The 25,670-nt window shown below is 60.9% G+C and carries 23 protein-coding genes; 6 read left to right on the top strand and 17 right to left on the bottom strand.

Annotated features, from left to right (window positions below; translation table 11 throughout):
• The first annotated feature begins 53 nt into the window (after nucleotides 1–53).
• Both FBZ99_RS20190 and FBZ99_RS20195 read left to right on the top strand, forming a co-directional pair.
• Nucleotides 54–959 (top strand): LysR substrate-binding domain-containing protein, encoded by a 906-nt coding sequence (locus FBZ99_RS20190; RefSeq protein ID WP_145321536.1) that lies wholly within the window; start codon nucleotides 54–56, stop codon nucleotides 957–959.
• Nucleotides 960–1,012: 53 nt separating this feature from the next.
• Entirely contained in the window at nucleotides 1,013–2,134 is a 1,122-nt protein-coding gene (locus FBZ99_RS20195) for an HPP family protein (RefSeq protein WP_145634518.1), read from the top strand.
• 60 nt (nucleotides 2,135–2,194) lie between these two features.
• Here the strand turns inward: FBZ99_RS20195 and FBZ99_RS20200 are convergent, their stop codons facing one another.
• Nucleotides 2,195–2,542 (bottom strand): DUF488 domain-containing protein, encoded by a 348-nt coding sequence (locus FBZ99_RS20200; protein ID WP_113388855.1) that lies wholly within the window; start codon nucleotides 2,540–2,542, stop codon nucleotides 2,195–2,197.
• A gap of 92 nt (nucleotides 2,543–2,634) precedes the next feature.
• Nucleotides 2,635–3,960: an NAD(P)/FAD-dependent oxidoreductase gene (locus tag FBZ99_RS20205; protein ID WP_145634520.1), complete on the bottom strand. Its 1,326-nt coding sequence runs from the start codon at nucleotides 3,958–3,960 to the stop codon at nucleotides 2,635–2,637.
• A 232-nt stretch (nucleotides 3,961–4,192) separates the two neighbouring features.
• Between FBZ99_RS20205 and FBZ99_RS20210 the strand changes: the two genes are divergently transcribed.
• Complete coding sequence (locus FBZ99_RS20210; RefSeq protein ID WP_092713673.1) at nucleotides 4,193–4,669, top strand: Lrp/AsnC family transcriptional regulator; 477 nt, start codon at nucleotides 4,193–4,195, stop codon at nucleotides 4,667–4,669.
• A 138-nt stretch (nucleotides 4,670–4,807) separates the two neighbouring features.
• On the opposite strand, the gene FBZ99_RS20215 is transcribed toward FBZ99_RS20210, so the two are convergent.
• The 7 genes from FBZ99_RS20215 to FBZ99_RS20245 all read right to left on the bottom strand — a co-directional run bounded on the left by FBZ99_RS20215 (nucleotide 4,808) and on the right by FBZ99_RS20245 (nucleotide 13,223).
• On the bottom strand, nucleotides 4,808–6,463 hold the full coding sequence (locus FBZ99_RS20215) for an ABC transporter ATP-binding protein (protein ID WP_145634691.1): 1,656 nt from the start codon (nucleotides 6,461–6,463) through the stop codon (nucleotides 4,808–4,810).
• Nucleotides 6,464–6,465: 2 nt separating this feature from the next.
• Nucleotides 6,466–7,317, bottom strand: coding sequence for an ABC transporter permease (locus tag FBZ99_RS20220; RefSeq protein WP_145634522.1), 852 nt, complete (start codon nucleotides 7,315–7,317; stop codon nucleotides 6,466–6,468).
• The gene (locus FBZ99_RS20225; protein WP_113331042.1) at nucleotides 7,314–8,264 is read right to left on the bottom strand and encodes an ABC transporter permease; all 951 of its coding nucleotides are present in this window, start codon (nucleotides 8,262–8,264) and stop codon (nucleotides 7,314–7,316) included. Before FBZ99_RS20225 ends, FBZ99_RS20220 begins: the two co-directional genes overlap by 4 nt.
• Nucleotides 8,265–8,362: 98 nt before the next feature.
• Nucleotides 8,363–9,973: an ABC transporter substrate-binding protein gene (locus tag FBZ99_RS20230; protein WP_145634525.1), complete on the bottom strand. Its 1,611-nt coding sequence runs from the start codon at nucleotides 9,971–9,973 to the stop codon at nucleotides 8,363–8,365.
• 65 nt (nucleotides 9,974–10,038) lie between these two features.
• The gene (locus FBZ99_RS20235; RefSeq protein WP_145634527.1) at nucleotides 10,039–10,761 is read right to left on the bottom strand and encodes an HAD-IA family hydrolase; all 723 of its coding nucleotides are present in this window, start codon (nucleotides 10,759–10,761) and stop codon (nucleotides 10,039–10,041) included.
• A 235-nt stretch (nucleotides 10,762–10,996) separates the two neighbouring features.
• Complete coding sequence (locus FBZ99_RS20240) at nucleotides 10,997–12,370, bottom strand: aspartate aminotransferase family protein (RefSeq protein ID WP_145634529.1); 1,374 nt, start codon at nucleotides 12,368–12,370, stop codon at nucleotides 10,997–10,999.
• Between the two features lie 13 nt (nucleotides 12,371–12,383).
• A complete protein-coding gene (locus FBZ99_RS20245) occupies nucleotides 12,384–13,223 on the bottom strand; it encodes a GNAT family N-acetyltransferase (RefSeq protein ID WP_145634531.1) in 840 nt (279 codons plus the stop codon).
• Nucleotides 13,224–13,541: 318 nt separating this feature from the next.
• On the opposite strand from FBZ99_RS20245, the gene FBZ99_RS20250 reads away from it, so the two are divergent.
• Together FBZ99_RS20250 and FBZ99_RS20255 are read left to right on the top strand one after the other, a co-directional pair.
• The gene (locus FBZ99_RS20250) at nucleotides 13,542–14,210 is read left to right on the top strand and encodes a haloacid dehalogenase type II (RefSeq protein ID WP_145634533.1); all 669 of its coding nucleotides are present in this window, start codon (nucleotides 13,542–13,544) and stop codon (nucleotides 14,208–14,210) included.
• Nucleotides 14,211–14,225: 15 nt separating this feature from the next.
• On the top strand, nucleotides 14,226–15,500 hold the full coding sequence (locus FBZ99_RS20255; RefSeq protein WP_145321558.1) for an NAD(P)/FAD-dependent oxidoreductase: 1,275 nt from the start codon (nucleotides 14,226–14,228) through the stop codon (nucleotides 15,498–15,500).
• Between the two features lie 68 nt (nucleotides 15,501–15,568).
• On the opposite strand, the gene FBZ99_RS20260 is transcribed toward FBZ99_RS20255, so the two are convergent.
• From FBZ99_RS20260 to argE, 6 genes are all read right to left on the bottom strand, one after another.
• Nucleotides 15,569–17,026: an NAD-dependent succinate-semialdehyde dehydrogenase gene (locus FBZ99_RS20260; RefSeq protein WP_145634535.1), complete on the bottom strand. Its 1,458-nt coding sequence runs from the start codon at nucleotides 17,024–17,026 to the stop codon at nucleotides 15,569–15,571.
• Nucleotides 17,027–17,040: 14 nt separating this feature from the next.
• Nucleotides 17,041–18,084 (bottom strand): tartrate dehydrogenase, encoded by a 1,044-nt coding sequence (locus FBZ99_RS20265; protein WP_145634537.1) that lies wholly within the window; start codon nucleotides 18,082–18,084, stop codon nucleotides 17,041–17,043.
• A gap of 12 nt (nucleotides 18,085–18,096) precedes the next feature.
• Nucleotides 18,097–19,560, bottom strand: coding sequence for an aldehyde dehydrogenase family protein (locus FBZ99_RS20270; RefSeq protein WP_145634539.1), 1,464 nt, complete (start codon nucleotides 19,558–19,560; stop codon nucleotides 18,097–18,099).
• Between the two features lie 139 nt (nucleotides 19,561–19,699).
• Complete coding sequence (locus FBZ99_RS20275; protein ID WP_113331033.1) at nucleotides 19,700–20,053, bottom strand: cupin domain-containing protein; 354 nt, start codon at nucleotides 20,051–20,053, stop codon at nucleotides 19,700–19,702.
• A 24-nt stretch (nucleotides 20,054–20,077) separates the two neighbouring features.
• The gene (locus FBZ99_RS20280; protein ID WP_145321569.1) at nucleotides 20,078–21,001 is read right to left on the bottom strand and encodes a 2-hydroxyacid dehydrogenase; all 924 of its coding nucleotides are present in this window, start codon (nucleotides 20,999–21,001) and stop codon (nucleotides 20,078–20,080) included.
• A gap of 13 nt (nucleotides 21,002–21,014) precedes the next feature.
• Nucleotides 21,015–22,142 (bottom strand): acetylornithine deacetylase, encoded by a 1,128-nt coding sequence (gene argE / locus FBZ99_RS20285; protein WP_145321571.1) that lies wholly within the window; start codon nucleotides 22,140–22,142, stop codon nucleotides 21,015–21,017.
• Nucleotides 22,143–22,325: 183 nt separating this feature from the next.
• On the opposite strand from argE, the gene FBZ99_RS20290 reads away from it, so the two are divergent.
• Nucleotides 22,326–23,255 carry a GNAT family N-acetyltransferase gene (locus tag FBZ99_RS20290; protein ID WP_145634541.1) on the top strand — a complete coding sequence of 310 codons (930 nt, stop codon included), beginning with the start codon at nucleotides 22,326–22,328 and terminating at the stop codon, nucleotides 23,253–23,255.
• 51 nt (nucleotides 23,256–23,306) lie between these two features.
• Here FBZ99_RS20290 and FBZ99_RS20295 read toward each other — a convergent pair whose 3' ends face one another.
• Entirely contained in the window at nucleotides 23,307–24,431 is a 1,125-nt protein-coding gene (locus FBZ99_RS20295) for a M24 family metallopeptidase (protein WP_145634543.1), read from the bottom strand.
• A gap of 6 nt (nucleotides 24,432–24,437) precedes the next feature.
• Nucleotides 24,438–25,658, bottom strand: coding sequence for a M20 family metallopeptidase (locus FBZ99_RS20300; protein ID WP_145634545.1), 1,221 nt, complete (start codon nucleotides 25,656–25,658; stop codon nucleotides 24,438–24,440).
• Nucleotides 25,659–25,670 lie beyond the last annotated feature (12 nt).

Genomic DNA, 25,670 nt, shown 5'->3' on the forward strand with positions numbered 1-25,670 from the left:
TTTTTATATAGGGAATGATAAGGTAACTTAATTCCTGAATCGAGATCTTTTAATTGGACCTCTCATCAATCGAGATCTTCCTTGCCGTGGCCAGTGACCGCAGCGTGACCAAGGCCGCCAAGGCCGTGGGGCGCGTGCCGTCGAACGTGACGACGCGCATTCAGCAGTTGGAAGACGATCTGGGTGTCCTGCTCTTCAGCCGCAACGGCAAGAAGATGACCCTTACGAAAGAAGGCGAGACATTTCACCGCTATGCCAATCGGCTCGCCGCGCTTGCGCTCGAGGCGCGTCAGGCGGTCCGGCCCCAGCGCCCAACGGGCACATTGCGTCTGGGGACGATGGAAAGCACGGCGGCAAGCCGGCTGCCCGCGGCGCTCAGCCGGTTCAACCAAATGTGGCCGGATGTATCGCTCAAGTTGACGCTTGGCGCCTCCCGCGACCTTGCTCAAGATGTTCTGCGCGATGTTCTGGATTGCGCGCTGATCGCCCGGCCGCCAAAAGCAATGCTGGATGAAGATCCAAGTTTCGCGGCTGAACTCAAGCAGCTCGAAGCCGAACCGGTATTTGTCGAGGATCTGCTGCTTCTGCTGCCATCCGGGCATCCGCCGATCCGGTCGGCTGCCGATTTGCGCGTCGGTTCGATTGCTGCCCTTGAGCCCGGATGCACTTATCGCGGGATTGCTGAAGGCTGGGCGCGCAGGTCGAGCTCTCTGCCAACGACCGAACTTGGCTCCTATCATGCGATTCTGGCCAGTGTGGCGACCGGCAACGCAGCCGGTGTCATGCCAAGATCGGTTCTCGATCTCATGCACTGGCCGGCGACATCGGTGACGCACCAGCTCGCCATCGTCGACACGATCCTGATCTCGCGCAAGAATGGTCGCCCGAGTTCGCTCGATGCGTTTCATGAGGTCCTCGGCGCCACCAGGGGCAAGGGCCTGCCGCTAGCGCCGAACTAGCCGGCGTCCCGCCGTTCATCCAAGGAAAGCCCTTCTCTAAAACTGGTTCCATCATGCAGCATCCAGAGTCCCACAAGGCGGCGTCCAGCCGGTTCCGCCTATTTTCCCCGATCCTGGCCGGAGCCACCTTGCGCGAACGGCTGATCGCGTGCCTTGGTGCCTTGATCGGCATCGGCCTTACCGGCGTGATCAGCGGCTATCTCTTCGGTCAGGGGCCGCATCTACCGCTCATCGTCGCGCCAATGGGAGCATCCGCGGTGCTGCTTTTCGCGGTTCCGGCAAGTCCGCTTGCCCAGCCTTGGTCGATCATTGGCGGCAACACCATTTCAGCCATGATGGGTATCATCGCCGCCTATCTCATCCATGATCCGATCATCGCGATCGGGGTCGGCGTCTCGCTTGCGATCGGAGCGATGTCATTTACGCGATGCCTGCATCCGCCAGGCGGTGCTGCCGCCTTGACCGCCGTTCTTGGCGGCCCGGTCGTCGCAGGCTGGGGCTTCCTGTTTCCGTTCGTGCCGGTTGCCTTGAACTCCTGTATACTCGTCGGCCTCGGACTTATGTTTCACAAGCTTTCCAGGCGCAATTATCCGCATGTCGCCGCAAAGCCTGCCGAGAATATCCATCAGACACGTGATCTTCCGCCGCCCTTGCGGGTGGGCTTTCGAGAAGAAGATGTCGATGCCGCCTTGGGCGTGCTGGACGAGACCTTCGATATCGATCGCGCCGACCTCAGCCGCCTCTTGCGGCAGGTCGAACTGCAGGCAGCGGTGCGATCGCATGGAGATATAAGCTGCGCCGACATCATGTCGCGCGATGTCATCGCCATTGGCGAGGATGCTGAGCCGGATCACGCGAGACATCTTCTGCTGAAGCACAATATTCGAACATTGCCGGTCAAGGATCGGGAGGGCCGCCTGATCGGTACGGTTGGTTTGCGCGAGCTCTCCAGCGGCCTCGACGCCATCGCGCACGCCATATCGAAACCGGCTGTCGCCGACGCGACCGATCCTGCTCTTTCGCTCCTGCCTGTTCTGGCGGACGGACGCACACACGCGGTCATCGTCATTGATGCCGATCGGCGCGTTCTTGGTCTGATATCGCAGACGGATTTGTTGAGCGCGATGGCGCGACTTCTGCCGCCCCGCGATGCCCCGGCTCAGGCCGTCGCCTGAAATCCGCGCGGAGGTTTCGACATACTTCCATCTTGGGCGATGACAATGCCGGTCAATGATCTACCGATTGGTGAGGAAGTCCATGAGCACGACAGCGTTATTGTGCTCGGCGTCTCTCGCACCATAAAGAAGCGTGGCAGTCGATGGCCCGATCTGCTCCCTAAGCTCTTCCACGGCCTTCGAGTTCTTCTTGAGCTCATCCTGGTAACGCCGGCGAAATTCATCCCATTTTTTTGGATCATGATCGAACCAGCGTCGCAGCTCGGCGCTTGGGGCGATGTCCTTCAGCCAGGCGTCAATATGAGCGTCGTTTTTGCTGATGCCGCGAGGCCATAGACGGTCGACGAGGATACGCTTGCCGTCGCCGTCATCAGCGGGTTCGTAAATTCGTTTGATGCGCAGAGGCATGTTCATCGTCTTTCCAGGGCGGCTGCCCTTGCCGATGATAACATCCGTCTGCGGAGCTTGGTCAATAATCAGAAGACCAGTGTTTTTGTGCCTCAGAAATCGGCGACCTTGCCCCAAACGGATGAGGCGAAGCGGCTTGGATGATAGGGCGTCGGGTCGACGATAGGCGCAGCGCCGGTCACGATGTCGGCGATCAAATGGCCGGCGCCGGGTCCGATCCCGAAACCATGGCCGGAAAATCCGGCGGCGAGGATGAAGCCGGGAAGGCCCTGGATTTCCCCAATGCCGGGAACACCGTCCGGCGTGCTGTCGATATAGCCGGCCCAGGCGGCCGTGATCCTCGTCTTGTGAAGCTCCGGCAGGAGTTCCAGGGCTCTCGCATGCGTCAGTTCGATCGTGGCATGGTCCGGTCTTGGATCGAGAATGCGCATATGCTCCATCGGCGTCGTTCGGTCGAGCCGCCAGCGCTTCAGCGATTCATGACCGGAGCGAAAGCCTTCGAGGCCGCCGGGCGACAGGCTTTTTCGCCGCTTGAGGAACATGGGAATGAATTGCGACGAGAACCTCAATTGCTGAGGCGTCACGTCAACCCGGCCGCGACCGCTGATGGCCAGCGTATAGCCGCCGTCGCCACGTCGCGTGACCGATACGCCGCTGGTGTGCAAGGCATCCGGCAATCCTTCGGCACCGGCCGAAACGGCCAGAATGGATGAACGAACGGAGGCTTGAGGAAAGCGAATGCCCAGCTGTCGGCAGAAGGATGACGCCCAGGCGCCACCGGCGAGAATCGCGGTCTTGGTGCGGATCAAGCCGTTTTCGGTGATCACGCCGCTGACGCGCCCCGCTTCCGTTTCCAGACCTCGGGCAGCGCAATTCTGATGGACCGTGCCGCCTAGCTTCATGATCGCGCGTGCCACCGCCGGCGCCGCATTGGCCGGATCGGCAACCCCGTCCGTCGGCGAGAAAACTCCGCCTTTCCAGATGCGCCCCGTGGCGCGGCCATGTTCGCTCGCTGCAGCGCTGTCGAGCATATGCGTCGTGACACCGACGGTTCTCGCAAAGTCGTGCCAGCGCGCCCAACCGGCGATCTCCTGTTCGTCATTGCTGAGATAGAACAGGCCACAGCGGCGGAAGCCTGTGTCCTCGCCGCTATCAGCGGCAAATCGCTCCCAGAGATCGAGGCTTTTCGTCGCGATCGGCAGTTCCCGCCCATCGCGGTTCTGCTGCCGGCACCATCCCCAATTGCGGCTGGATTGCTCTGCCCCGACCCGGCCTTTTTCGACAAGGGCGACGCGCAGGCCCGACCGTGCGAGATAGTATGCGGCGAAAACGCCGACAATTCCTCCGCCGATCACGACGACATCGGCTGACTTCGGCAATATCGGCGAGCTTTCGACAAGGCAAAGCGGTGCAGGCATGCGCGATCTCCAGGTTCGAACCAAATCTACCCCATTGCTTCGCCAGACGTTGCCGGAGATGGTGGATCCACAAAATTTTATGCCGTGATTGATGCAGTCTATAAACTATTGTGCTTCAAAGGAGATTTGTCTTCCCGATAGACATAACCGGGCAATATGCTAGGTTCTGCTTTGCGTGATAACAGCATTTTGTGCCGTCTTCCCTCGGCGCTCCTTTATTGGCGGACCTCTGATGAAACTGGATCGGATCGATATCAAAATCCTCTATGAGCTTCAGAGAAACGGCCGCATCACCAATGTCGAGCTGGCGGAACTGGTGGCTCTTTCACCCAGCCCATGCCTGATGCGAGTCAAACGGCTGCAAGCCGAAGGATATATCGAAGGCTATTCGGCCCAGATCAACCTCGCCAAACTCGGGCAGACGCTGACCGTCTTTACCGAAATCACCCTGAAGAACCACCGGCAGATCGATTTCGCGCGCTTCCTCAACGTGGTCGAGAAAATCGACCAGGTGATCGAGTGCCATCTCGTATCGGGCGGCTACGACTATCTCATCAAGTTCGTAACCGCTGGGATCGGCGAGTACCAGACCATCATGGAACGGCTGACCGATATGGATATCGGGATCGACAAATATTTCAGCTTCGTCGTGCTGAAATCACCGATCGTCAAGTCGCATATGCCGCTGACCAGCCTGTTTCCCATGTAACGAGCTTTCAAGGCCAGGTCGGCGGCTTGAGCCGGATGATTTTAGATCGAGTCGACCTAAAATCTGAATCCGCTCTAGAATCAAAGAAGTAGAGCGTGATGTCGTCCGAAATCCCCTGACACTTTTCGGCATCACGCTCTAGCCGTGCCCATATTCGCGCTTGAGCTCCGGGTCCTGGACGAGATTGTCGAGCCAGGTCGGATCGAGCTTCGGAACCGACCCGAACAGCAGCTGCGAATAGGGGTGCCGGGGCGCATTCGCGGTCTCGCGCGTGATTTGCTCCACCTTCTTGCCGCCATACATCACGACGATCTCGTCGCAGATTGCCTCGACGACCGAAAGATCGTGACTGATGAAGATGTAGGACAGATGCAACTCACGCTGCAGTTCTTTGAGGAGATCGATGATCGCGGCGGCAACGACGGTGTCGAGAGCGGAGGTGATCTCATCGCAGATGATCAGGCGTGGCTCGGCGGCAAGGGCGCGGGCGAAATTCACGCGCTGCTTCTGTCCGCCTGACAATTCCGACGGATAGCGATAGCGAAGCGCGCGGGGCAATCGCACCATGTCAAGCAGTTGATCGACCCTCGCCGCCCGGGCCTCGCGATCCATCCCGTGATAAAATGCCAGGGGCCGCTCGAGAATGTCGGCGATCGACTTTGCCGGATTGAGTGCGGTGTCGGCATATTGAAAGACGATCTGCATCTCCCGCAATTGATCGCGCGTACGCGATTTGGCGGCGCGATTGATATCGCTGCCATTGAAGCCGATGGTGCCCGACACGGCCGGCAGTATTCCGGCGATCGCACGCGCCAGCGTCGACTTTCCACATCCGGATTCGCCGATGATGCCGAGATTCCTGCCTTTCTCCACCTCGAGACTCACGGACTGAACCGCGCAGACCGCCGGCAGGCCGTTGGGTTGGAGATCGCCATAGCCCGCAACCAGGCTGTCGATCCTCAATACGGGCTCAATCGACCCGCCTGTCTTGCTATCCCGGATGGCCTGCTTCGGCTCGAAGGCGGCCAACAACTCGCGCGTATAGGGATGGCTTGGTCGCGTCAGGATCGCCTCGGTCTTCGCAAGTTCCTGGATTTCGCCGCCCTTGAGCACGGCGATGCGATCGGCGATCTGGGCGACGACCGCCAGATCATGTGACACATAGACTCCAGCAATATCACCGGCGCGAATGACGGATTTGAATGCTTTAAGCACGTCGATCTGCGTCGTCACGTCGAGCGCGGTGGTCGGTTCGTCAAAGATAACGAGCTTGGGTTCGCCGATCAGCGCCATGGCCGCTGCCAGCCTCTGCAACTGGCCGCCGGAGACCTGATGCGGATATCGTTCGCCGATCGTCTCGGGATTTGGCAGCGACAGCGCCCGGAAGAGCTCGATCGCGCGACGACGGGCCTGTTCGGGAGGCATCAGCCGGTGAATGCGGGTAACCTCGATCACCTGTTCCATGATCTTCGTGGCCGGGTTGAAGGCGGCGGCCGCGCTTTGCGGGATATAGGCAACCGTCGTGCCGCGAACCTTTGCGCGCTCGCTTTCGGAAAGCGCGGCCATGTCCTGACCATCCACGTAAATCTTGCCGCCGGAGATGCGGCAGCCCTCCCGCGCATGTCCCATGAGCGTCAGCGCGATCGTCGTCTTGCCCGAGCCGCTTTCGCCGATGAGGGCGATGATTTCGCCCTTCGCGATGTCGAAGCTGACATCCTTGATAATCTCGATGACGCGGCCGGAATCTGTCCTGGCCTCGACTTTCAAATTCCTGATTTCAACGAGGTTGGTCATCGTCATGCGCTCCTGTCCCTGATCCTGCGTGGCAGGTTGTCGATCAGCAGGTTGACGCTGATGGTGAGGCTGGCAATGGCGAAGGAAGGCACGATCACGGCAGGGGCGGCGAAGGGCAGGCCGCCGATGTTCTCGCGGACCAGGGCTCCCCAATCGGCATGGGGCGGCTGCAGGCCGAGGCCGAGAAAGGAAAGGCCCGAGAGCAGGAGCACGACAAAGACGAAGCGCAGGCCGAAGTCCGCCAGGACCGGTCGGATAATGTTCGGCAGGATTTCGGAGGCGATGATATAGCCGACCTTCTCGCCGCGGATACGCGCAACGGTGATGAAGTCCATCGTATTGATATTGACAGCGAGCGCGCGAGCAAAGCGATAGGCGCCGGGCGTGTAGATGACGGCGAGCGTAATGATCAGGACGGGGATGGAAGAGCCAACGGCGGCAACGACCACCAGGCCGAAAAGCTTGCTTGGAATCGAGTTCAGGGCATCGAGAAACCGGCTCAGGATCGTGTCGAACCACCCACCGATGACCGCGGCCGTCATGCCAAGCGCCACGCCGCAAAGACAGCAGAGCGCCACCGCAGCCAAGGAAATGCCGACCGTGTAGCGCGCGCCCATCAGGACGCGCGAAAGCATGTCTCGGCCGAGATAGTCCGAGCCGAGCCATAATTGATCGCTTATCGGGCCGAAATAGTCCGTATCGACGATGTCACCGACAGAGTAGGGGATGATATAGGGTGCGAACAGGGCGACGATCGTCCAGCCGAGAATGATGGCGAAGGCGACGACGCCAACGGGGCTGACCCTGTAGCCAAACAGGGATGGAGTGCGGGGAGCCAAGCTTTTCGTGGTCATCGCAGCCTCGGATTCGACAGGATGGCAATGATGTCGGCGGCGGTGATCAACAGGAGATAACCAAGGCAAAAGATCATCGCGCAGCTCTGGATCAGCGGCAGATCGCGGGTCGCGACCGCGTCCACCATCAGCTTGGCGATGCCTGGATAGTTGAAGATCGTCTCGACGATGATGACGCCGCCGACGAGATAGGAAAGCGAAAGCGCGATGGCATTGACGATCGGCCCGAGAGCATTGGGCAATGCGTGCCTGAACACCATGCGGCTGCGTGAGGCGCCTTTGAGCAGCGCCATTTCGACATAGGGGGTCTTCAGCGTCTCAATAAGCGCTGCCCGGGTCATGCGGATCATTTGCGCGGAGATCACGAAGGTGAGCGTGATGACCGGCATGGCATAGATTTTCATGAGGTCGAAGAGCGTATGCGCCTCGCTCGTCGACGACAATGCCGGCAGCCAGCGCAGATAGACGGCAAACAGCAACACAGCGAGCGTCGCGACCATGAATTCGGGCACTGATATGACACCGATCGAGATGACGGTTACGAGCCGATCATAATAGGAGCCGCGAAGCATGGCGGATGTGATACCGAGCAGCAGCGCGAGCGGCACCGAGACGAGCGTCGTTATGGCGGCAAGCTCCAAGGTCGCCACCAGGCGGCCGCCGATCAGCTGCGCGACAGGCATGTTATTCGCGTAGGAAATGCCGAGGTCGCCTCTCATCAGACCCAAAAGCCATCCCATGAACCGCAGGATCGCTGGCTCGTCGAGGTGCATGGCCTTGCGCAAGCCCGCAACCGCCTCGGGCGTAGCCGCCTGGCCGAGCAGGATCGAGGCGGTGTCTCCCGGCAGCATGCTGGTTGCAAAAAAGACGGCGAACGACACGATCAACAAGGAGATGATCGCAATTAAAAGCCGGTTCAGGACAAGAATGGAAACCTCGGATCTCAAACAAATCGCTCCTGCGGCGTTCTACGAAACGAATGGCGTTCGCGGGACGGCTCCCGGTGGCGGCCGCGACCGTCCCCGGGAGAGATGTCCAGCAGGGGTCAGGCCTGGAGCCAGAGATATTCCGCCATCGCGTAGCCCATCATGCCACCGAGCGGATTGGCTTCCAATCCGTGTACCTTGCTCGAAATGGCATCCACATTCGAGATATAGGCAGGGATGATGGTGCCCGCCTCGTCGGCGATCATCACCTGCATTTCGTCGTAGATCTGCTTGCGCTTGGTCTGATCGAGCAAGCCGCGGGCTTCGATCAGCATCTTGTCGAATTTCTCCGACTTATACTGGCTCTCGTTCCATGGCGCGTTGGAGGCATAGAGGAGCGAGAACAGGATGTCGGGGGTCGGGCGCGGATTGATGTTGCCGAAATGGATCGGCGCCTTCAGCCAGTAATTATCCCAATAGCCGTCAGACGGAACGCGCTGGACATCGAGCTTCATGCCGATATTCGCGCCCGCGGCCTGGATGATCATTGCCATATCGATCGACGAGCCTGCCGCGTCGGATGCGATCACCGGAATGGACTGTCCGAGCACGCCCGCCTTCTGGAAATGGAACTTGGCCTTGTCCGGATCGAAGGCTTTCGGCTTCAAGTCATTGTTATGGTAGATGTTCGCCGGGGAAACGGGCTGATCGTTGGCCACTTCGCCAAAACCGCGCAGTGCCGATTTGACGATCTGCTCGCGATTGACCCGGGACTTCATCCCGTCGACGAAGTCCTTCTTGTTCCCCGGCGTCATGTCGAGGCGCATGTTGAGGTTGGTGTAGTTGCCGCTTGTCGTTTTCGAAAGTGCGAAGCCGGACTGGCCATCGACCAGCTTCACGGCGCGGGGATTGATGGCGGCGGCAAGATGGATGTCGCCCGAGAGCAGGGCATTCACGCGGGCATTGTCATCGCTGATCGCGAAGAACTCGAAGGAATCGAGATAGGGCTGGCCGGACTTCCAGTAGTTCTTGTTCTTGACGACGACCGACCGATTACCCGGATCGAAGGTTTCGAGAACGAAGGCGCCCGTGCCGTTGCCTTTCGAAAAATCCGTCGTGCCATTGGCGACGATCATGAAATGATGCAGGGCCAGAATGGTCGGCAGGTCGGCATTGGGGTCGGCAAGCGTGATTTCGACCGTCGACTTGTCGATGGCCTTGAAGCCGGACATCTGGGCGGCGATCTTGGCGACCTTGGAGCCGACGCCGGGGTCGAGATGGCGTTTCAGCGAGAAGACGACATCGTCGGCCGTCAGTTCCTTGCCGTCATGGAAGGTCACGCCCTTGCGGAGCTTGATCGTCCAGGTCTTGGCGTCCTTGCTTTCGATGCTCTCGGCAAGCTCCATTTGTGTCACGCCGGCCTTGTCGATGAAGGTCAGGCGATTGTAGAGCGAGCAGCAGCGCACATAGTCCGTCGACAGGGACGCCTTTGCGGGATCCAGCGTGTCGGCGGTCGAGGACGACCAGCCGGCCCCCTTGAAAGCGCCGCCGGAAACCGGCGCTGCTGCGACGGCCTGCGTGGCGCGGCTAAGAATGATGCCCGCCGATGATATCGCAACACCTCCCGCCAGCATCAGTTTCAGGAGGTCGCGCCGCGTTGCACCGCGCCTGATGGCGTTCTCCACCATCGCGTCGTCGGCGGTGGTCCAGTTCGTAATTCCGTCAGTCATCTCATTCCCCTTTTTCTATTGATTGATGGGATGCCCGTCTTGGTCGCAAGCTCTCCCGGGTTGGGTCACTGTCTTTCGGTCAGCCTTTCCTTGACCGCCGAGGCGAAGGCAGCCATCGACGTGAAGTGGTAGTCGGGTTGAGTGAAGCTCTCCGGCTCTATCGTGCCGCCATAGCCGTCCTGCGCATGACGGCGCTCGATCCAGCAATTGGTCAGCCCAAGCTTTCGCGAAATGCCGATATCGTGGTACTGGCTTTGAGCGACATGCAGGATATCGTTCTTGCTCGCTCCTTTGCCGCCGACGAATTCGAATACCTGTTCGAAGAAGGCGGGATCTGGCTTTTCCGTGCCGGTGTCGTCGGCCGTGAAGCTCGCGAAGAACGGCGAGCCGAGCTTTTTTTCGAAGTGATCGAGCGCCCAGCGGCGAGCGTTTGTCATGGCGACGAGGCGGTGCGTTTTCTTGAGCTCGGCAAGTGCTGCCGCGCTATCGTCGAACGCGTTCCAGTTGGCGACGGAATCACGCAGTCGCTGCGCATATCGATCTTCCGCCGGCAGGCCAAGGGCGGGTGCGATGACCATGTAGACCCGTGAAAGATCGTCCGGAAAGAGTTCCGCGTCTCCGCTGTAGCGCGCCTGGCGATAGAGCCTCAGCGCCTCTTCGCCATCGATGGAGGTGCCAGCTTCAGCCGCAATCTCGGCGAGGCAGGTCTTTATGCCACCTTCGAAGTCGATGAGGGTGCCGACGACATCGAAGGTAAGATATTTGAAGTCCTGAAAGTCTTTGGCCAAGTCATGCTCTCCTTCATGATCCGCTGCGGACAAGCCGCTTGCAGCATAAAATTCTGACCCAAAGGGCGGAAATCGTCCTGCCAAGGCCCGGAAAAGCCGGCTTTCAGCCGTTCTAGGAAGCAGTTTGGCAGTTCCTGAACGGCGAAGTCGCCGAATCGATGGTGTACAGCGGCACAAAATTCCGAATTTCTGGCCCTCTCCGACATTTCGCCAACGAAGAACGGCATACGCCGCTTCAACGCATGGCTTCCCGGACGTCCGGATCTTCCAAAGTCTGGTCGAGGGTCTTTCGTGTGCGCTCCAGGATCGCGTCGATATCATCATCCGTGCAGCAAAGCGGCGGTGCGTATCCAAGCACGCCATGGGCGAAGGCGCGGATGACGAGGCCATTGTCCCAGGCGCGATCGAAAATCCTGCGCGCCGGCGCGGCAGCACTTGGCAATGGGGTCTTCCTGGCCTTGTCGACGACCAGTTCGACGGCCGCCAGCATGCCGCGACCGCGGACATCGCCGACCAGCGGATGGTCACGCAGATTTTCCAGTCCTTCCATCAGACGCGCACCAGCCTTGACACCATTTTCGAGGAGGCCGCCCTCATAGAGCTTCAGTACTTCGAGCCCGACTGCCGCGCTGACGGGATGGGCCGAATAGGTGTAGCCATGGCCGACCGCCGCACTACCGGCGCTGTCAGCGATGACATCATAGACCCGATCGGACATGAACACGGCGCCCATGGGCACGTAGCCGGAGGTCAGGCCCTTGGCCGTCGTCATGAAGTCAGGGACGATTTCGTCGTACGAGCAGGCGAACAGCGGACCGGTCCTGCCGAAGCCGGTAATGACCTCGTCGGCGATGAAGAGAATGTCATATTGACTGCAGAGATCGCGGATCGCCTTGAGCCAGCCTTTCGGCGGCACGATGACGCCGCCCGATCCCTGGATAGGTTCGGCATAAAATGCCGCCACGCGCTCGGCGCCGATCGCTTCGATCTTTGATTTGAGGTCCGCGATCGAGCCGGCAATGATCGCATCTGCCGTTTCGCCGACCGGATTGCGATACGGATAGGGCGAGGGAATCTTGTGCTGCCAGTCGAAGGGGACGCCGAAGCCTGCATGGAAGCCGGGTAGCGCCGTGAGGCCGGCTCCAACGGTCGAGGAGCCGTGGTAGCCTTGCTCGATCGAGATGAACTGGTCGCGCTCCGGCTTGCCCTTGGCATGCCAGTAGTAGCGGACGAAACGCACCGTGCTGTCGACGGCATCCGATCCGCCGAGCGTGAAGAAGATATGATTGAGATCGCCGGGCGCCCGGTCGGCGAGTTCGGCCGCAAGGCGAATGGCCGCTTCGCAACCGATATCGAAGTAACCCGTCGCATAGGGCAGTTCACGCATCTGGCGGGCTGCTGCTTCAACGATGCTCTCATGCCCGTAGCCCGCGTTCACGCACCAGAGGCCGGCAAAGCCGTCGACAAGCTGATGGCCCGATGCGTCGGTGACGGTTGCGCCTTTTGCGGACCGCAACACCCGCACGCCCAGTTTTTCATGGCCGCGATAGGATGAGACCGGATGGATGAGGTGCGCGCGATCAAGTTCGATGAGCGAGTTGGCGAGCATGATGATCTCCAAATTATCCAAGAGCCTGATTGGCCAATGCAAATATTCTCGCGTCCCGGTCGAGGGCTCCAGCGCCGCCCGGGCGCCGCATCGCGATACCGCCACCCACATGGCTAAGGCCGATCTGCGCCAGCCAGCCGGCCAGTCCCGAGCTTTCGTTCGTATCAACGCGCAGGAATTCGCTCGGCTTGCGAAGGGCAAGCGCCGTTATCAGCGATTTCGCATCCTCGGTATTCGATGCGACGACAGGCCCGATCACATCGCCGCGTCCAAAGGTGCGCAGCGCGCCGAAAGCCTCGACACGACCATGTCGTCGAATGACGACCACCTGCGCGACATCTGTGAGCACGTCGATCAACGTGCGGCGATCCGCACCGAAAGCTGCGCGGTCGAGCGCTTTGATCGCGGAAAAATCATCGGTGGTCGCGGCCTCGACATCCCCAGCCGGCGCGAGGTCGGCGAGATGTCCCTGATGTTGAAAGATCTCGCCCTCGGCGACAAAGCCGAGCTTGCGATACAGCGGCAGTCCTTCCGTGGTTGCAATGAGCCTCAGAGGGCGGTGGCCAGCCAGCGCCATTGCCGCATCCATGAGCTTGCGGCCAAGCCCGCGGCCGCGCAGGTTTTCGTCGACGATCACCATATTGATCGTCGCGCAATCTTCTCCATAGGGGGTCATCAGGATGGTGCCCACGACGCGGCCCGTCTCGTCCACGGCTGCTGCGCCTTGGCTCAAACGCAAGGCCATATTCCAGTCCTCGGCACGATGAGGCCATTTGGCTTGACGTGAGAGGGCGAGGGCGCCGTCTATATGCTCCGGTGTGAAGCTGACCAAATTTATGCTATCGGTACGCATGGGCATCCTTTCCTTGCCCCAAGTCTCGGCGATCCCCGCATGGCAGATTATCTGAAGGCATGGTTCGTCGTGATATCTTTCGCCGTAGCGGGCGCGCTTGGCCGCATCTTATGCTGAAGATCCTTTTTCGGTCGCTCCGCAATGGTCCAAAAACCACGTCGCGACGCATATCCGCTGCAACACTCTGCCAAAGGACGCCGCGCATACGAAACAATATGCTTTGCGGACACGCCAATTCGATCACGTCCGTCGTGGGACTTCAGCCTATGATCGTCTCATAAAGAACGCAGATGCCCTTTAGATAGAGGACGAACGGACATGGCGCCTTTCCGGCCGAAATACATCACCTTCGATTGCTATGGCACGCTCATCAATTTCGAGATGGCCGAAGCGGCTCGCGACATCTATGGCGCCGAGCTCGGTGAGGCGAGGATGCTGCAATTCATCAAGAATTTCGCCGCCTATCGGCTGGACGAGGTTCTCGGTGATTGGAAGCCCTATGCCGACGTCGTTCACAATGCGGTCGAGCGGACCTGCCGCGCGAATGGCGTCAAGTTCCGTGCGGAAGACGCCAAGGCGATCTATGAACGCGTGCCCGGCTGGGGGCCGCATCCCGACGTGCCGGCCGGACTGGCGAAGGTTGCCAAGGAAATCCCTCTGGTCATCCTGTCCAACGCGATGAACAGCCAGATCATGTCGAATGTCGAGAAACTCGGCGCGCCTTTCCATGCCGTCTATACGGCAGAGCAGGCCAATGCCTACAAGCCGCGCTTCAAGGCGTTCGAATATATGTTCGACATGCTGGGCTGTGGGCCGGAGGACATCCTGCATTGCTCGTCCTCTTTCCGCTATGATCTGATGTCGGCGCATGATCTCGGCATCAAGAACAAGGTCTGGGTCAACCGTGGTCATGAGCCGGCAAATCCCTATTACGGCTATGTCGAGATCGCGGACATATCCGGCCTGCCCGGCGTCGTCGGACTTTAAGGGAAAGGCAGCCTCATGAAATTCGTCTCCTATTGGCATGACACGGCGCCGGCCTTTGCCGGAGGCCGGCAAGGCCCCGTCGAAGGGCATTACGACGCCTGTGTCATAGGAGCCGGTTTCACCGGACTGTCCGCGGCCCGGCAACTGGCCAAGGCCGGTGCGAGGGTCGTCGTTCTCGAAGCCGAGCGTGTCGGCTGGGGCGCCTCGGGCCGTAACGGCGGTCATCTGAACAACGGTCTTGCCCATAGTTATCCAGCCGCCAAAGCCGAACTCGGCAAGGAGAGGGCGATCGCGCTCTATAAGGCGCTCGATGCCTCCATCGATACGATCGAGGCGCTTGTCGCCGAAGAGGGCATCGACTGCAATTTTCGGCGGGCCGGAAAGCTGAAGCTGGCATCGAAGTCGCAGCATTTCGGATCGATCGCCCGCAATTTCGAAGAGGTTCATGCCGAAGTCGATCCGGATACGGCGCTGCTTACGCCGGACGATCTCAAACAGGAAATCGGCTCGCCTTTCCATGGAGCCATGCTTTTCAAGAAAAGCGCGATGATGCATATGGGCCGCTACGCTGTCGGCCTCGCGGATGCAGCGGTTCGCCATGGCGCGGCAATTTATGAGGCGGCGCCGGTGACGAACAGGCTGCGGGAAAAGGGCAGGCATCGGTTGGTGACACCGCGCGGCGAGATCACGGCCGACAATGTACTGGTGGCGACCGGCGCCTACACGACCCCGAATTTCAGCTATTTCCGCCGGCGGATCATCTCGGTCGGCAGCTTCCTGATCGCAACCCGACCGCTGACGGCGGATGAGATCGCATCGGTCATGCCGGGAAACCGCACCTGCGTTACCTCGATGAACATCGGCAACTATTTCCGCCTGTCCCCCGACAACCGGTTGCTATTCGGCGGCCGGGCACGATTTTCCGCGACCTCCGACCATCGTTCCGACGCCAAGAGTGGCGCAATTCTGAGGGCGGGTTTGGCCGAGATATTCCCCCGGCTTTCCGGAGTCGATGTCGATTATTGCTGGGGCGGTCTCGTCGATATGACCAAGGATCGCTATCCGCGCGCCGGCTATCATGATGGAAGCTGGTATGCGATGGGCTATTCCGGCCATGGTGCTCAACTGTCGACCCATCTCGGCATCATCATGGCCGATGCCATGCTCGGCCGCGAGGATCGCAATCCCATGAGGGATGTCGATTGGCCGGCCGTGCCGGGTCATTTCGGCAAACCATGGTTCCTGCCGTTGGTGGGCCTCTACTATAAGGCGCTGGACAAGTTCCAGTAACGACAGTTGCCGGGGCCATGGCGGGCCGATCGCGAGCAGATTGACCCGCTATGGTACTGGATTCTGATCTAGCCCAGCCCGCCCATGTGAAAGCTCTTCATTTCGAGATATTCCTCGATACCGGCTTGCGCGCCCTCACGGCCGATCCCGGATTGCTTGACGCCGCCGAAGGGGGCAACTTCCATCGACACCGAGCCGGTATTGAGCCCGACCATGCCGAATTCCAAGGCCTCGCCGACGCGCCAGGCGCGCTTGAGATTGTCGGTATAGAAATAGGACGCCAGGCCAAAGGGCGTGCCGTTGGCGATCGCAATCGCCTCCTCTTCGGTCTCGAAGCGGAAGAGCGGCGCCACCGGCCCGAAGGTCTCTTCGCCGGCAAGCTCCATCTCGGTCGTTGCCCCGGTCAGGACGATCGGAGCCGTATATTGTCCGCCGTCGGGTAGCTGCCGGGCGGCTGTGATGATCGTTGCGCCCTTTGCCAGCGCGTCGCGGACATGCCGGTCGATTTTCTCGATTGCCGCCTGGTTGATCATCGGGCCGATCGACACGCTGGCCTCCGTGCCCGGCCCGACCTTCATGGCATCGACCTTCGCTTTCAGTTTCGCTGCGAAGGTGTCATAGACGCTCGATTGCACAAGGAGCCGGTTGGCGCAGACGCAGGTCTGGCCGCCATTGCGGAACTTGGAGGCAAGCGCGCCTTCGACGGCCAGATCGAGATCGGCGTCGTCGAAGACGATGAAGGGTGCGTTACCGCCGAGTTCGAGGCTGAGCCGCTTGATGCTGCCGGCAGCACCGCGCATCAGCAACGCGCCGACCCTCGTCGAGCCGGTGAAGGAGATCTTGCGCACGGTTTCGTTGCCCATGATCTCGTTGCCGATCTCGGCCGGCATGCCGGTGACGATATTGATGACGCCTGCTGGGATGCCGGCGCGCTCGGCAAGGACCCCGAGGGCGAGCGCGGAATAGGGGGTGAATTCCGAGGGCTTGATGACAACGGTGCAGCCGGCGGCAAGGGCGGGCGCGACCTTGCGCGTAATCATCGCATTGGGAAAATTCCAGGGCGTGATGATGCCGCAGACGCCGACCGGCTCCTTGAGCACGATGATGCGGCGATCGGGTGTGGGAGACGGTATCGTGTGACCGTTGATGCGGCGGGCTTCCTCGGCAAACCATTTCACGAAGGAGGCGCCATAGCGGATTTCCCCACGGGCTTCATCGAGCGGTTTGCCTTGCTCCGTTGTCAGAATGAGGGCGAGATCGTCGACATTCTCAAGCATGAGATCGTGCCAGGCTTCGAGAAGGACGGCACGCTGCGCATTCGTCTTACGCTTCCAGCTGCGCTGCGCGCGCTCGGCAGCCGCGATCGCGTTGCGCGTCTCCCTAGAACCCATGTCGGGCACCGTGCCGATGTTGGCCTGTCTGGCGGGGTCTTGAACATCCACCGCCGCGCCTGAGGCCGCCGCGACCCAGGCTCCATCGATCAATCCCTTGTCACGAAAAAGCTGCTTGTCTTTCAAATCCAACATGAGGTCCTCTGCAATCAGGAGAGCGCCGCGATGATGCCGGCGGTGATGGTTTCCGTTCGATCCTTGCCCGGAAGTGTGCCGATGCCGCGCGCGGTTGCTGCCTCCATCGCCGCGATGATGCAGGTGGCAGCATCCCTCTCGCCCAGATGATCGAGCATCATCGCTCCCGACCAGATGGCGGCGATCGGGTTGGCGATGCCGCGGCCGGCAATGTCCGGGGCTGAACCGTGAACCGGCTCGAACATCGATGGGGCATTGCGCTGCGGGTTGATGTTGGCTGAAGCCGCAAATCCAAGGCCGCCCTGAATGGCGGCGCCAAGATCGGTCAGGATATCGCCGAACAGATTGGAGGCGACGACGACGTCAAGGCTTTCCGGCGCCATCACCATGCGGGCCGCCATCGCGTCGATGTGATAGCTCGTGACTTCGACATCGGGATATTCGGCCGAAAGCCTGGCGGTGATTTCGTCCCAGAACACCATGGAATATTTCTGGGCATTGGACTTGGTGACGGAGGCAAGCTTGCGGCGCCGGGTACGCGCCTGCTCGAAGCCGAAACGCAGGATGCGCTCGACGCCCGCGCGGGTAAAGATCGACGTCTCCACCGCGACTTCATCACTCGTGCCCTGATGGACGCGACCGCCGGCGCCCGAATATTCACCCTCGGTGTTTTCGCGGATGCAGAGAATGTCGAATGTCTCCGCCCGCAGCGGTCCCTGGACCCCCGGCAGCAGCCGGTGCGGTCGGATATTGGCATATTGCACGAAGGCCTTGCGGATCGGCAGCAACAGGCCGTGCAGCGAGACCGCGTCGGGCACTTCGGCCGGCCAGCCGACGGCCCCGAGTAGGATCGCATCGAACGCTCTCAGCATCTCGATCCCGTCTTCCGGCATCATCCGCCCCGTCTGCTTGTAGAATTGGCAGGACCACGGAAGTTCGGTGCTATTCAGTGCAAAGCCGCCAGCCTCGGCGGCAACTTGCAGCACCGACCATGCGGCGTCTGTCACGTCCTTGCCGATGCCGTCACCAGGGATCAGAGCGATGGAATAGGTCTTCATGGTATAGGTCCCTTAAAGGCTGATGAGCACGCTCTTCGTTTTGCGATTGGCAAGGTAAGCCTCGCGTCCCAGGTCCTTGCCGATGCCGGAGCGCTTATAGCCGCCGGTCGGTAAGATATGATCCCGCGAGCGGCTGTAGCGATTGACCCAGACCGTACCTGCCTGGATCTGCCGGCTGAGGCGGATGGTACGCGACAGGTCGGATGTAAACAGGCCCGCGGCAAGCCCGTAGGAGGGGTGATCGGCAAGCACCATCGCTTCGTCTTCGTCCACGAAAGTCTGCAGCGTCAGGACCGGCCCGAAGATTTCCTCGAGAATGGCGGGAGAAGACGGATCGAGATCGGTCAAAAGCGTCGGCTCGTAGAAATAACCCGGCCTATCCATCGGCTTGCCGCCGGCGATACAGCGGCCGCCTTCGCTGATCGCGGCAGCAACGATCGCGTCGATCCGGTCGCGCTGGCGTTCGGAGATGATCGGCGAATAGCGTGTCGCCTCATCCCAGGTGGGGCCAGGATCGATATCCGCCATCCGCGCGATGAGGGCTTCCGTGAATTGGCCGGCAACGCTTGCCTCCACGATCACGCGCGTCGCGGCGACGCAAGCCTGGCCGGCATTGAAGAGAATGCTGCCGACGATCGCATCGGCCGCTTTCGAAAGATCGGCGTCCTTGAAGACGATCTGCGGGCTCTTGCCGCCAAGCTCCAGGGTCATCGGCTTGATGCCAGAGCGGGCGATATTCTCCATGATCGCGGATCCCGCTCGGGTGGAGCCAGTGAAGCTGACCTTGGCGATATCGGGATGGCCGGTGAGCGCCGTACCGGTGGCGAGCCCGTCGCCGAGAACGACGTTGAAGAGGCCGGCGGGCAATCCGGCCCTCACGGCGAGCTCGGCTAGGTAAACAGTCGAAAATGGCGTCATTTCCGAAGGTTTGAGGACGACGGCATTGCCTGCGGCAAGCGCCGGACCGAGCTTCCAGCCGGCCATGGAGACCGGAAAGTTCCAGGGCGTGATCGCGCCGACGACCCCGTAGGGTTCGCTGAGGATCATGCCGAAGGTCTTGTCATCGGTCGGCACGACATCGCTGCCCTCCTTGTCGGCGAATTCGGCAAAGAAACGAATCTGCTCCGCGGTGACCGCTATGTCGCCGGCCGGCAATTGACTGATCAATCGGGTGGAGGACAGAGCCTCTATTCGAGCCAGCGTCTCCGTCTCCGCTTCAATCAGGTCCGCCCAGGCATGCATTACGCGGACACGTTCGCGCGGCCGCAGGCCGCTCCAGTTGCTGGCCTTCAATGCCGCCTTGGCCGATTCGACGGCGCGGTCCACCATCTCGTGGCTCGCAATCGGGCAACCTGCATAAGGCTTGCCGTCGGAGGGCCTTTTCATGTCGATCTCGCCGGGCGCTTCAATGAGCTCCCCGCCGATGAAATGGCCGATCGGCAATGGCAAGGTGTCAGGATCGAAGCTCAAGCTCATGGGAAGCTCTTTCTTAAGGCTTTGCCAGAGCCTAGCGCCGGCTTACGAGCAGCTTGCTCCGTATGCCGGCGCGCGGGCCGACGAATCTTGCGTTTCAGCCGGGGCGAACAGTGATTTCTGTTGCGGCGGCCAGCAGCTTTCATCCCACCGTCACATAGATCTTGCGAACGGTCTCGATCGTCTTCCATCTGCCCACGAAGCCCGGCTTCATCACAAAGCTGTCGCCGGCCCGGTAGATGACCGGTTCGCCGTCATCGGGGGTGATTTCGACGACACCCGCGAGGATGTGGCAGAATTCGAAGGTCTCGCCCTTGATCGACCGGGTCTCGCCTGGCGTCGCTTCCCAGACACCAGTGCGCACGGCGCCGTCCTTCGCCTCATCCTGCGCCCAGGTCTTGAACGAGGGATCGCCGGCAATCAGTCTTTCCGGCAAGGCTTTGGATTCACGCGGGGCCGTACCGGGATTGGTTACGACGGTCTTGAGGAAGGTCATGGTGAGCCTTTCATTGCTATGGGTTCAATATCCGCGCCGCCGGTCGACGAGCCCGATGGGATCCTGGCCTTCGCGATAACGACGGATGTTGTCGATCACCGCGCGTGCGGCGGTATCGGGCTGTGTAACGCTGGCGATATGCGGAGTGAGCATGATTTTCGGGTGTCGCCATAAAGGGTGACCCGAAGGCAGGGGTTCTGGGTCGGTCACGTCGATCACCGCCGCCGCCAGACGGCCGCTATCGAGCGCCTCGATCAGCGCGTCGGCATCGAGCTGTGGGCCGCGACCGGCATGCACGAGCATCGCCCCCGCCGGAAGGCCGCCAAGAAGCGTGTCGCCCAGGAACCCCGTGGTCTCTTGCGTCAGAGGCAGCAGGCAAATGAGAATGTCCGTCGCAGCCACCATGGTTCTGAGGCCGGTTTCGCCGTGATGACACTCGACGCCCTCGATCGTCCGGGGCGATCTGCTCCAGCCGGCGAGTGGGAAACCGAAGGGCTTCAGCCGCTCGAGCACGGCTGTCCCGAGAACGCCCAATCCCAGAACTCCGATTCGTCTTTCATGCGCCTGGCGCTGAGGCAGGCCGCGCCATTCCCCGGCGCGCTGCTGCGCAAGATAGGAAAGAAGGTCGCGATGCAGCGCGAGCACCGCAAGCGTCACATATTCCTGCATCATCCTGACGATGCCATCCTCGACCATGCGGACGATCTTCACATGTTCAGGCACGAGATCCGTCTTGAACTGGTCAACGCCCGCGCCGATCGAAAACAGGATTTCCAGATTGCGGTAACGGGCGAGGTCGTCGGGCACCGTCCAAGTGATGAGGAAGCGAACCTCATCAGGATCCACGCTCGCCGCATTCATCGAAAATGCCAGATCCGGCAGTTCCTCGGCGAAGGCCTGCGCGAAGATCGCTCCGCGCTTGGCATCCGAATTGAAGAGAAATGTCATGGCGATCGCTCCCTCAAGCCCGTGCGCAGCGCGCGGCCAGGGCCAATATCATCTGGCGGCATTCCTCGAGTTCGTCCTCTAGAATGTATTCGTCGGGCTTGTGCGCGCGCTCTATGTCGCCAGGCCCGCAGATGATCGCATCGATCCCGGCTGCCTGATATAGGCCAGCCTCGGTCCCGTAGCTGACCGCCGCAAGCGACGGCCTGCCGGTCATTTCTTCCAACAGGGCCGCAAGTGGCGCGTCCTTCGCAAGCGACAGCGCGGGATAGGCGCTGAGCGGCGTCCAATCGACGGAAAAGCCCTGTTCCTTGAGCATGTCTGCGCAATGGCGGATTGGGGCAAGCAGTTCCTCAGGGGCCACGTCGGCGATAGCACGTGCCTCGAGGTCGAGCCGGCAGTTGTCGGGGACGATGTTCAGCGCCAGTCCGCCGGACACAATGCCGGCCTGAAGCGTCGAGTACGGCGGCTCGAATACGGGGTCGAACGGGCCGAGCGTCAGCCTCCGAGCTTCATCGACCGCCGAATTGAGCACCCGCGACATGGCATGGATGGCGTTGAGCGCCAGGTCTGGACGAGACGAATGGCCCGCCCGTCCGCCGACGGTGACGCGAGCCGCCGCTTTCCCCTTATGGGCGCGCACGGCCTGCATGCGGCTGGGCTCGCCGATGATAGCGCCTTGCGGGGGTGCGCAGAGTTCCTTCATCCGCGCCAGTAGATGCGGCACGCCCCGGCATCCCGCTTCTTCGTCATAGGAGAATGCGAGATGAATGGGACGGGCAAGATTTGCCCTGGCAAGTTCCGGCGCCGCGGCAAGCGCTGCGGCAAGAAACCCTTTCATGTCGGTCGTACCACGCCCGTGGAGCCGATCGGCCTCCTTTCTGAGCGCGAAAGGTTCCGACGCCCAGCCGGGCTCTCCAGCGGGAACGACATCCATATGGCCAGATAGGATATAACCCGCGACATCCCTGGGGCCGATCGTGGCAAAGATGTTGGACCTGTCACCTTCAGGCCCTGGAAGCACGGTGACGTGGATTCCGAGGCCTTGCAGATACGTCTGGATCCAGCCGACGATCCCGTCATTCGGCGTGCCGACGACGCTCGGAAAGGCGACAAGACGGGCGAGGATTTCAACCGTGTCCATATGCTCCTCGGCGGCTGCGGCATTTGCTGACATTTCCCAATAGCATTGGCCTGCGCTTTCATAATTGCATGCCGAATGTCGAAGTGTTTCAGTCGATTGTTGTGCAGGCACACGCAATTCGAGCTAATTGTATCGGCGGGCGTCGCCTATCCTTGCTGACGGGGAGCGCGTCTGTTTTGGCGCATGGGTATAGCTAGCAGGTTTCGAGGTGGTCCAGTGAAGGTATCTGACAGTTTGCGGGTCGATGCTTTCTCCATGCATATCGGCGACATCAAGGACGTGGAGCTCGATCAGTTGCACGCGCTGTCGATCTCAGTCCGTTGGCCGCATCGAGCCGAAGACTGGGAATTTCTGAGGCAGACGGGTAGCGGCATCGTCGCACTCGATGAGATCGGTCGCGTCATGGGATCTGCCATGTGGTTTCCGCACGGAGACGAGTTTGCCACCGTCGGCATGGTGATTACCTCTCCGCGTTTGCAGACCAATGGCACCGGTCAATGGCTGATGAGCCGGATCCTCGACAAGGTTGCGGGACGCCGCCTCAGCCTCAGCGCGACACGGGCGGCGCGGCGTCTGTATCTTTCGCTGGATTTCAAGCCGGAAAAGACGGTCTACCAATGTCAGGGGGAGGCGCGGATCGCGAAGGATTTCGCGCCGCTGCCTTCGGACGGCACGGTAAGGCGGCTTGGCGCCGCCGATCTTGCCGCGATCCTGCGGCTCGATGCCATCGCCTTCGGTGCCGATCGCTCGGAGCTGGTCAGGCGTCTCAACGAGCAATCGATCGGTTACGGCCTGTTCCGGGGAGCGGATTTGCAGGCTTTCGCCTTGTGCCGGCCCTTCGGACGCGGCCATGTCGTCGGGCCCGTGGTTGCGTCGAGTGATGCCGATGCGATCGTCGTGGTCGAGCCACACGTGGTGCATCATGCCGGCCAATTTCTTCGTCTCGACACGCACATGGAGAGCGGCGATTTCGCCTCTTACGTGTCGCAGTGCGGGATGCTTGTCTACGATACCGTCCTGACCATGTCGCTTGGAAACCATCCCTCCAATAGAAACAAGGCCAGCGCCGGTATGGCGGTCACATATGCTCTCGCTAGCCAGGCGCTCGGCTAAAATCTCGGCACGACCTCGCCGCGCGCAGGACTTTCGCGTGTCGGCCAGATGTTATTTAGCCAGACCGAGGAGGCGGCGTGGCGTCATCGTCAGCCGTCTTCCGCCCTCCGGCGTAACAACCACCGTCTCGCTGAATCCAAGCCTGGCGGCTGTCGTATAGACATGGAAAGCCATGCCTTCCTCCAGCGGCCAATTCGCGTCCGGCAGAAAAACCCGGGAGAAATCGCTGGTGCGCGGCGTGCGGGTATAGAGACCAAGCGTATAGGCCGTTACATTGTCATAACGCTGTCTCAGTCCTGACGACATGAGACCCCGACGGACTATGGCATCGACCTCGCAGGCAGGAACGCCCGGCTTCATGGCTTCGATCTGCCGGTCCTGCAGCGCGATGATGCGCGAGGCGATATCCTGAAGCCTTGCCGATGCACTGCCGATGACGATCGGCCGCATGAGACGGGCACCATAGCTGCCCACGCGCGGAATAAGCTCCACGTGCAGAATATCGCCTGCGTCAAGCAATTCACTCTTGAAAGAGCCGTGCAGGAATTGGTGGTCGCCGCTGGCCTTGACGATCGGACCGGTCTCGCCGCTATCAGCACCTTCAAGCAGGAAGGTGGCAGCCGCGGTCGCCGCAGCCGTACGGGTCGAAGAGCCGGCTCGCGTATTCTGCGCTATCGCCAGCATGGCCCTGTCGGCGATGCCGGCCGCTTGCGTCAGAACGGCAATCTCGCGAGCCGATTTGACCCATCGCAGACTGTCGCTGATGCCGGGCAGAGCGACGAATTGCGCTTGGGGCAGGTGCGCCCGAAGCTTGGCCGCCGTATCGGCGCTGAAGCTATAGGAGGCGAAGTCGGCGCCGATGCGGGCGCTGGCGAAACCTCGAGCATGGATGCTGCTGGCGATCGCCTCGTGCGGATTGGTCGTATCGGCGAACCCGATGATATCGGAGATCCAGGTTTTTTCCCTGCACGGCGCTTCGTCGAGCTCGCGCAGGACGAACCAGGGCGCACCGTGTCGCGGGAGAAAGGCGGCGCGGTACATGGTTTCCGAAACGGTATAACCGGTAAGCCACGCAAGGAGCTCACCGCTGTCGATCAGGAGGAGATCGACAGCGGCGGCGTCCATGGCGGCATGTGCCTTGGCGATACGCCAATCATATTCGTCACGAGGAAACATGCGGCCTCAGGCAGCCTCGCAAATATCGAGAATGGTGAGCATGTAGATCCGGATCATGTCGAGATAGTCGACGATGTCGACGCGTTCGTCCGGCATGGTGTTGTACCGGCCGCCTGGTCCGCAGACGATGCCTTCCATGCCGAGTTCATGGTAGAGATGGCCGGCGTCCGTTCCGTAAAAACGCGTGGGCGTAATGGCGCCCGTCGGCTGCGTCTCGCCGCGGACGGTCTCATAGGCGGCGTTGATCGAGGTCACGATGCGTGAAGTCGGCGAGACTTCGAAAGGAGGCATCAGGGGACGGCCTTCGATCATCTCAGGCACCAGCTTGGCTTTCAGCCCGGGAAAGCGCTTTTCGAGCGCGACCAATTCCGCGGCGAGATCGGCAAGCACGCCTTCCTGCGTCTGGCCCGGCGCATAGCGGGCCGAACCTCGGATGCGGACGAAATCGGCGACCTGCGGCGGGCGCCATTCCTCCAGCTCACGCCCGAGCGCACCATGGACGACACCGACATGACCGCGATTGATCGAGCGGTGCACTTCGCTTCTCGCGCCGCTGAAGGTCATGGCGTTGATACGCGGGATAAGATCGCAAGCGGCGGCGATGGCGTCGACCGATTGTTCGCGTTTGGACAGGTGCCGTGTGTCGCCGGTCAGCTCGATCACGAAGCTTAGCGCGGCGGCATGCATCGTCACGGCGGCAAGATCGCTCGGCTCGCTGTTGATGAAATAGTCGGCTTTAACACCGCTGCGGATGGCTGCAAGCGTGCCCACGCCGCCCTGAAGCTCGCCGACGACATAGGTTAGGATCACATCCCCCTTCAGCTTGACGCCGGCGTCGAGCAAGGTCTTGACCGCGCAGAAGTAGGCGGCATCCCCCGCTTTCATGTTGGATACGCCGATGCCATAGATGAATTTGTCGTCGACGAGGCCGCCCCAGGGATCGACGGTCCAGCCCTCGGTAACCGGGTTTGTATCGAGATGGCCGTTGAAGAGCAGGCTCTTTCCACCGCCGGTTCCCTTCAGGCGTCCGATCGCATTGAAGCGCTCGCCGTTATCGAAGGGTTGCAGTTCGGACTGAAGTCCGATCGCCTCCATCTGGCGCGCCATGATGCGCGCGAGCTCGCGTTCGCCTTCGGTTTGGGAATGGCTCTTCTGGCGAACCATCATCGACAGGAAGTCGAGGCAGCTCTTCTCATCGATTGTTCCGATGAGCGATTTCGGGTCCATTTTTGATGCTCC

Source organism: Rhizobium sp. ERR 1071 (assembly GCF_007828675.1).
GTDB lineage: Bacteria > Pseudomonadota > Alphaproteobacteria > Rhizobiales > Rhizobiaceae > Rhizobium > Rhizobium dioscoreae.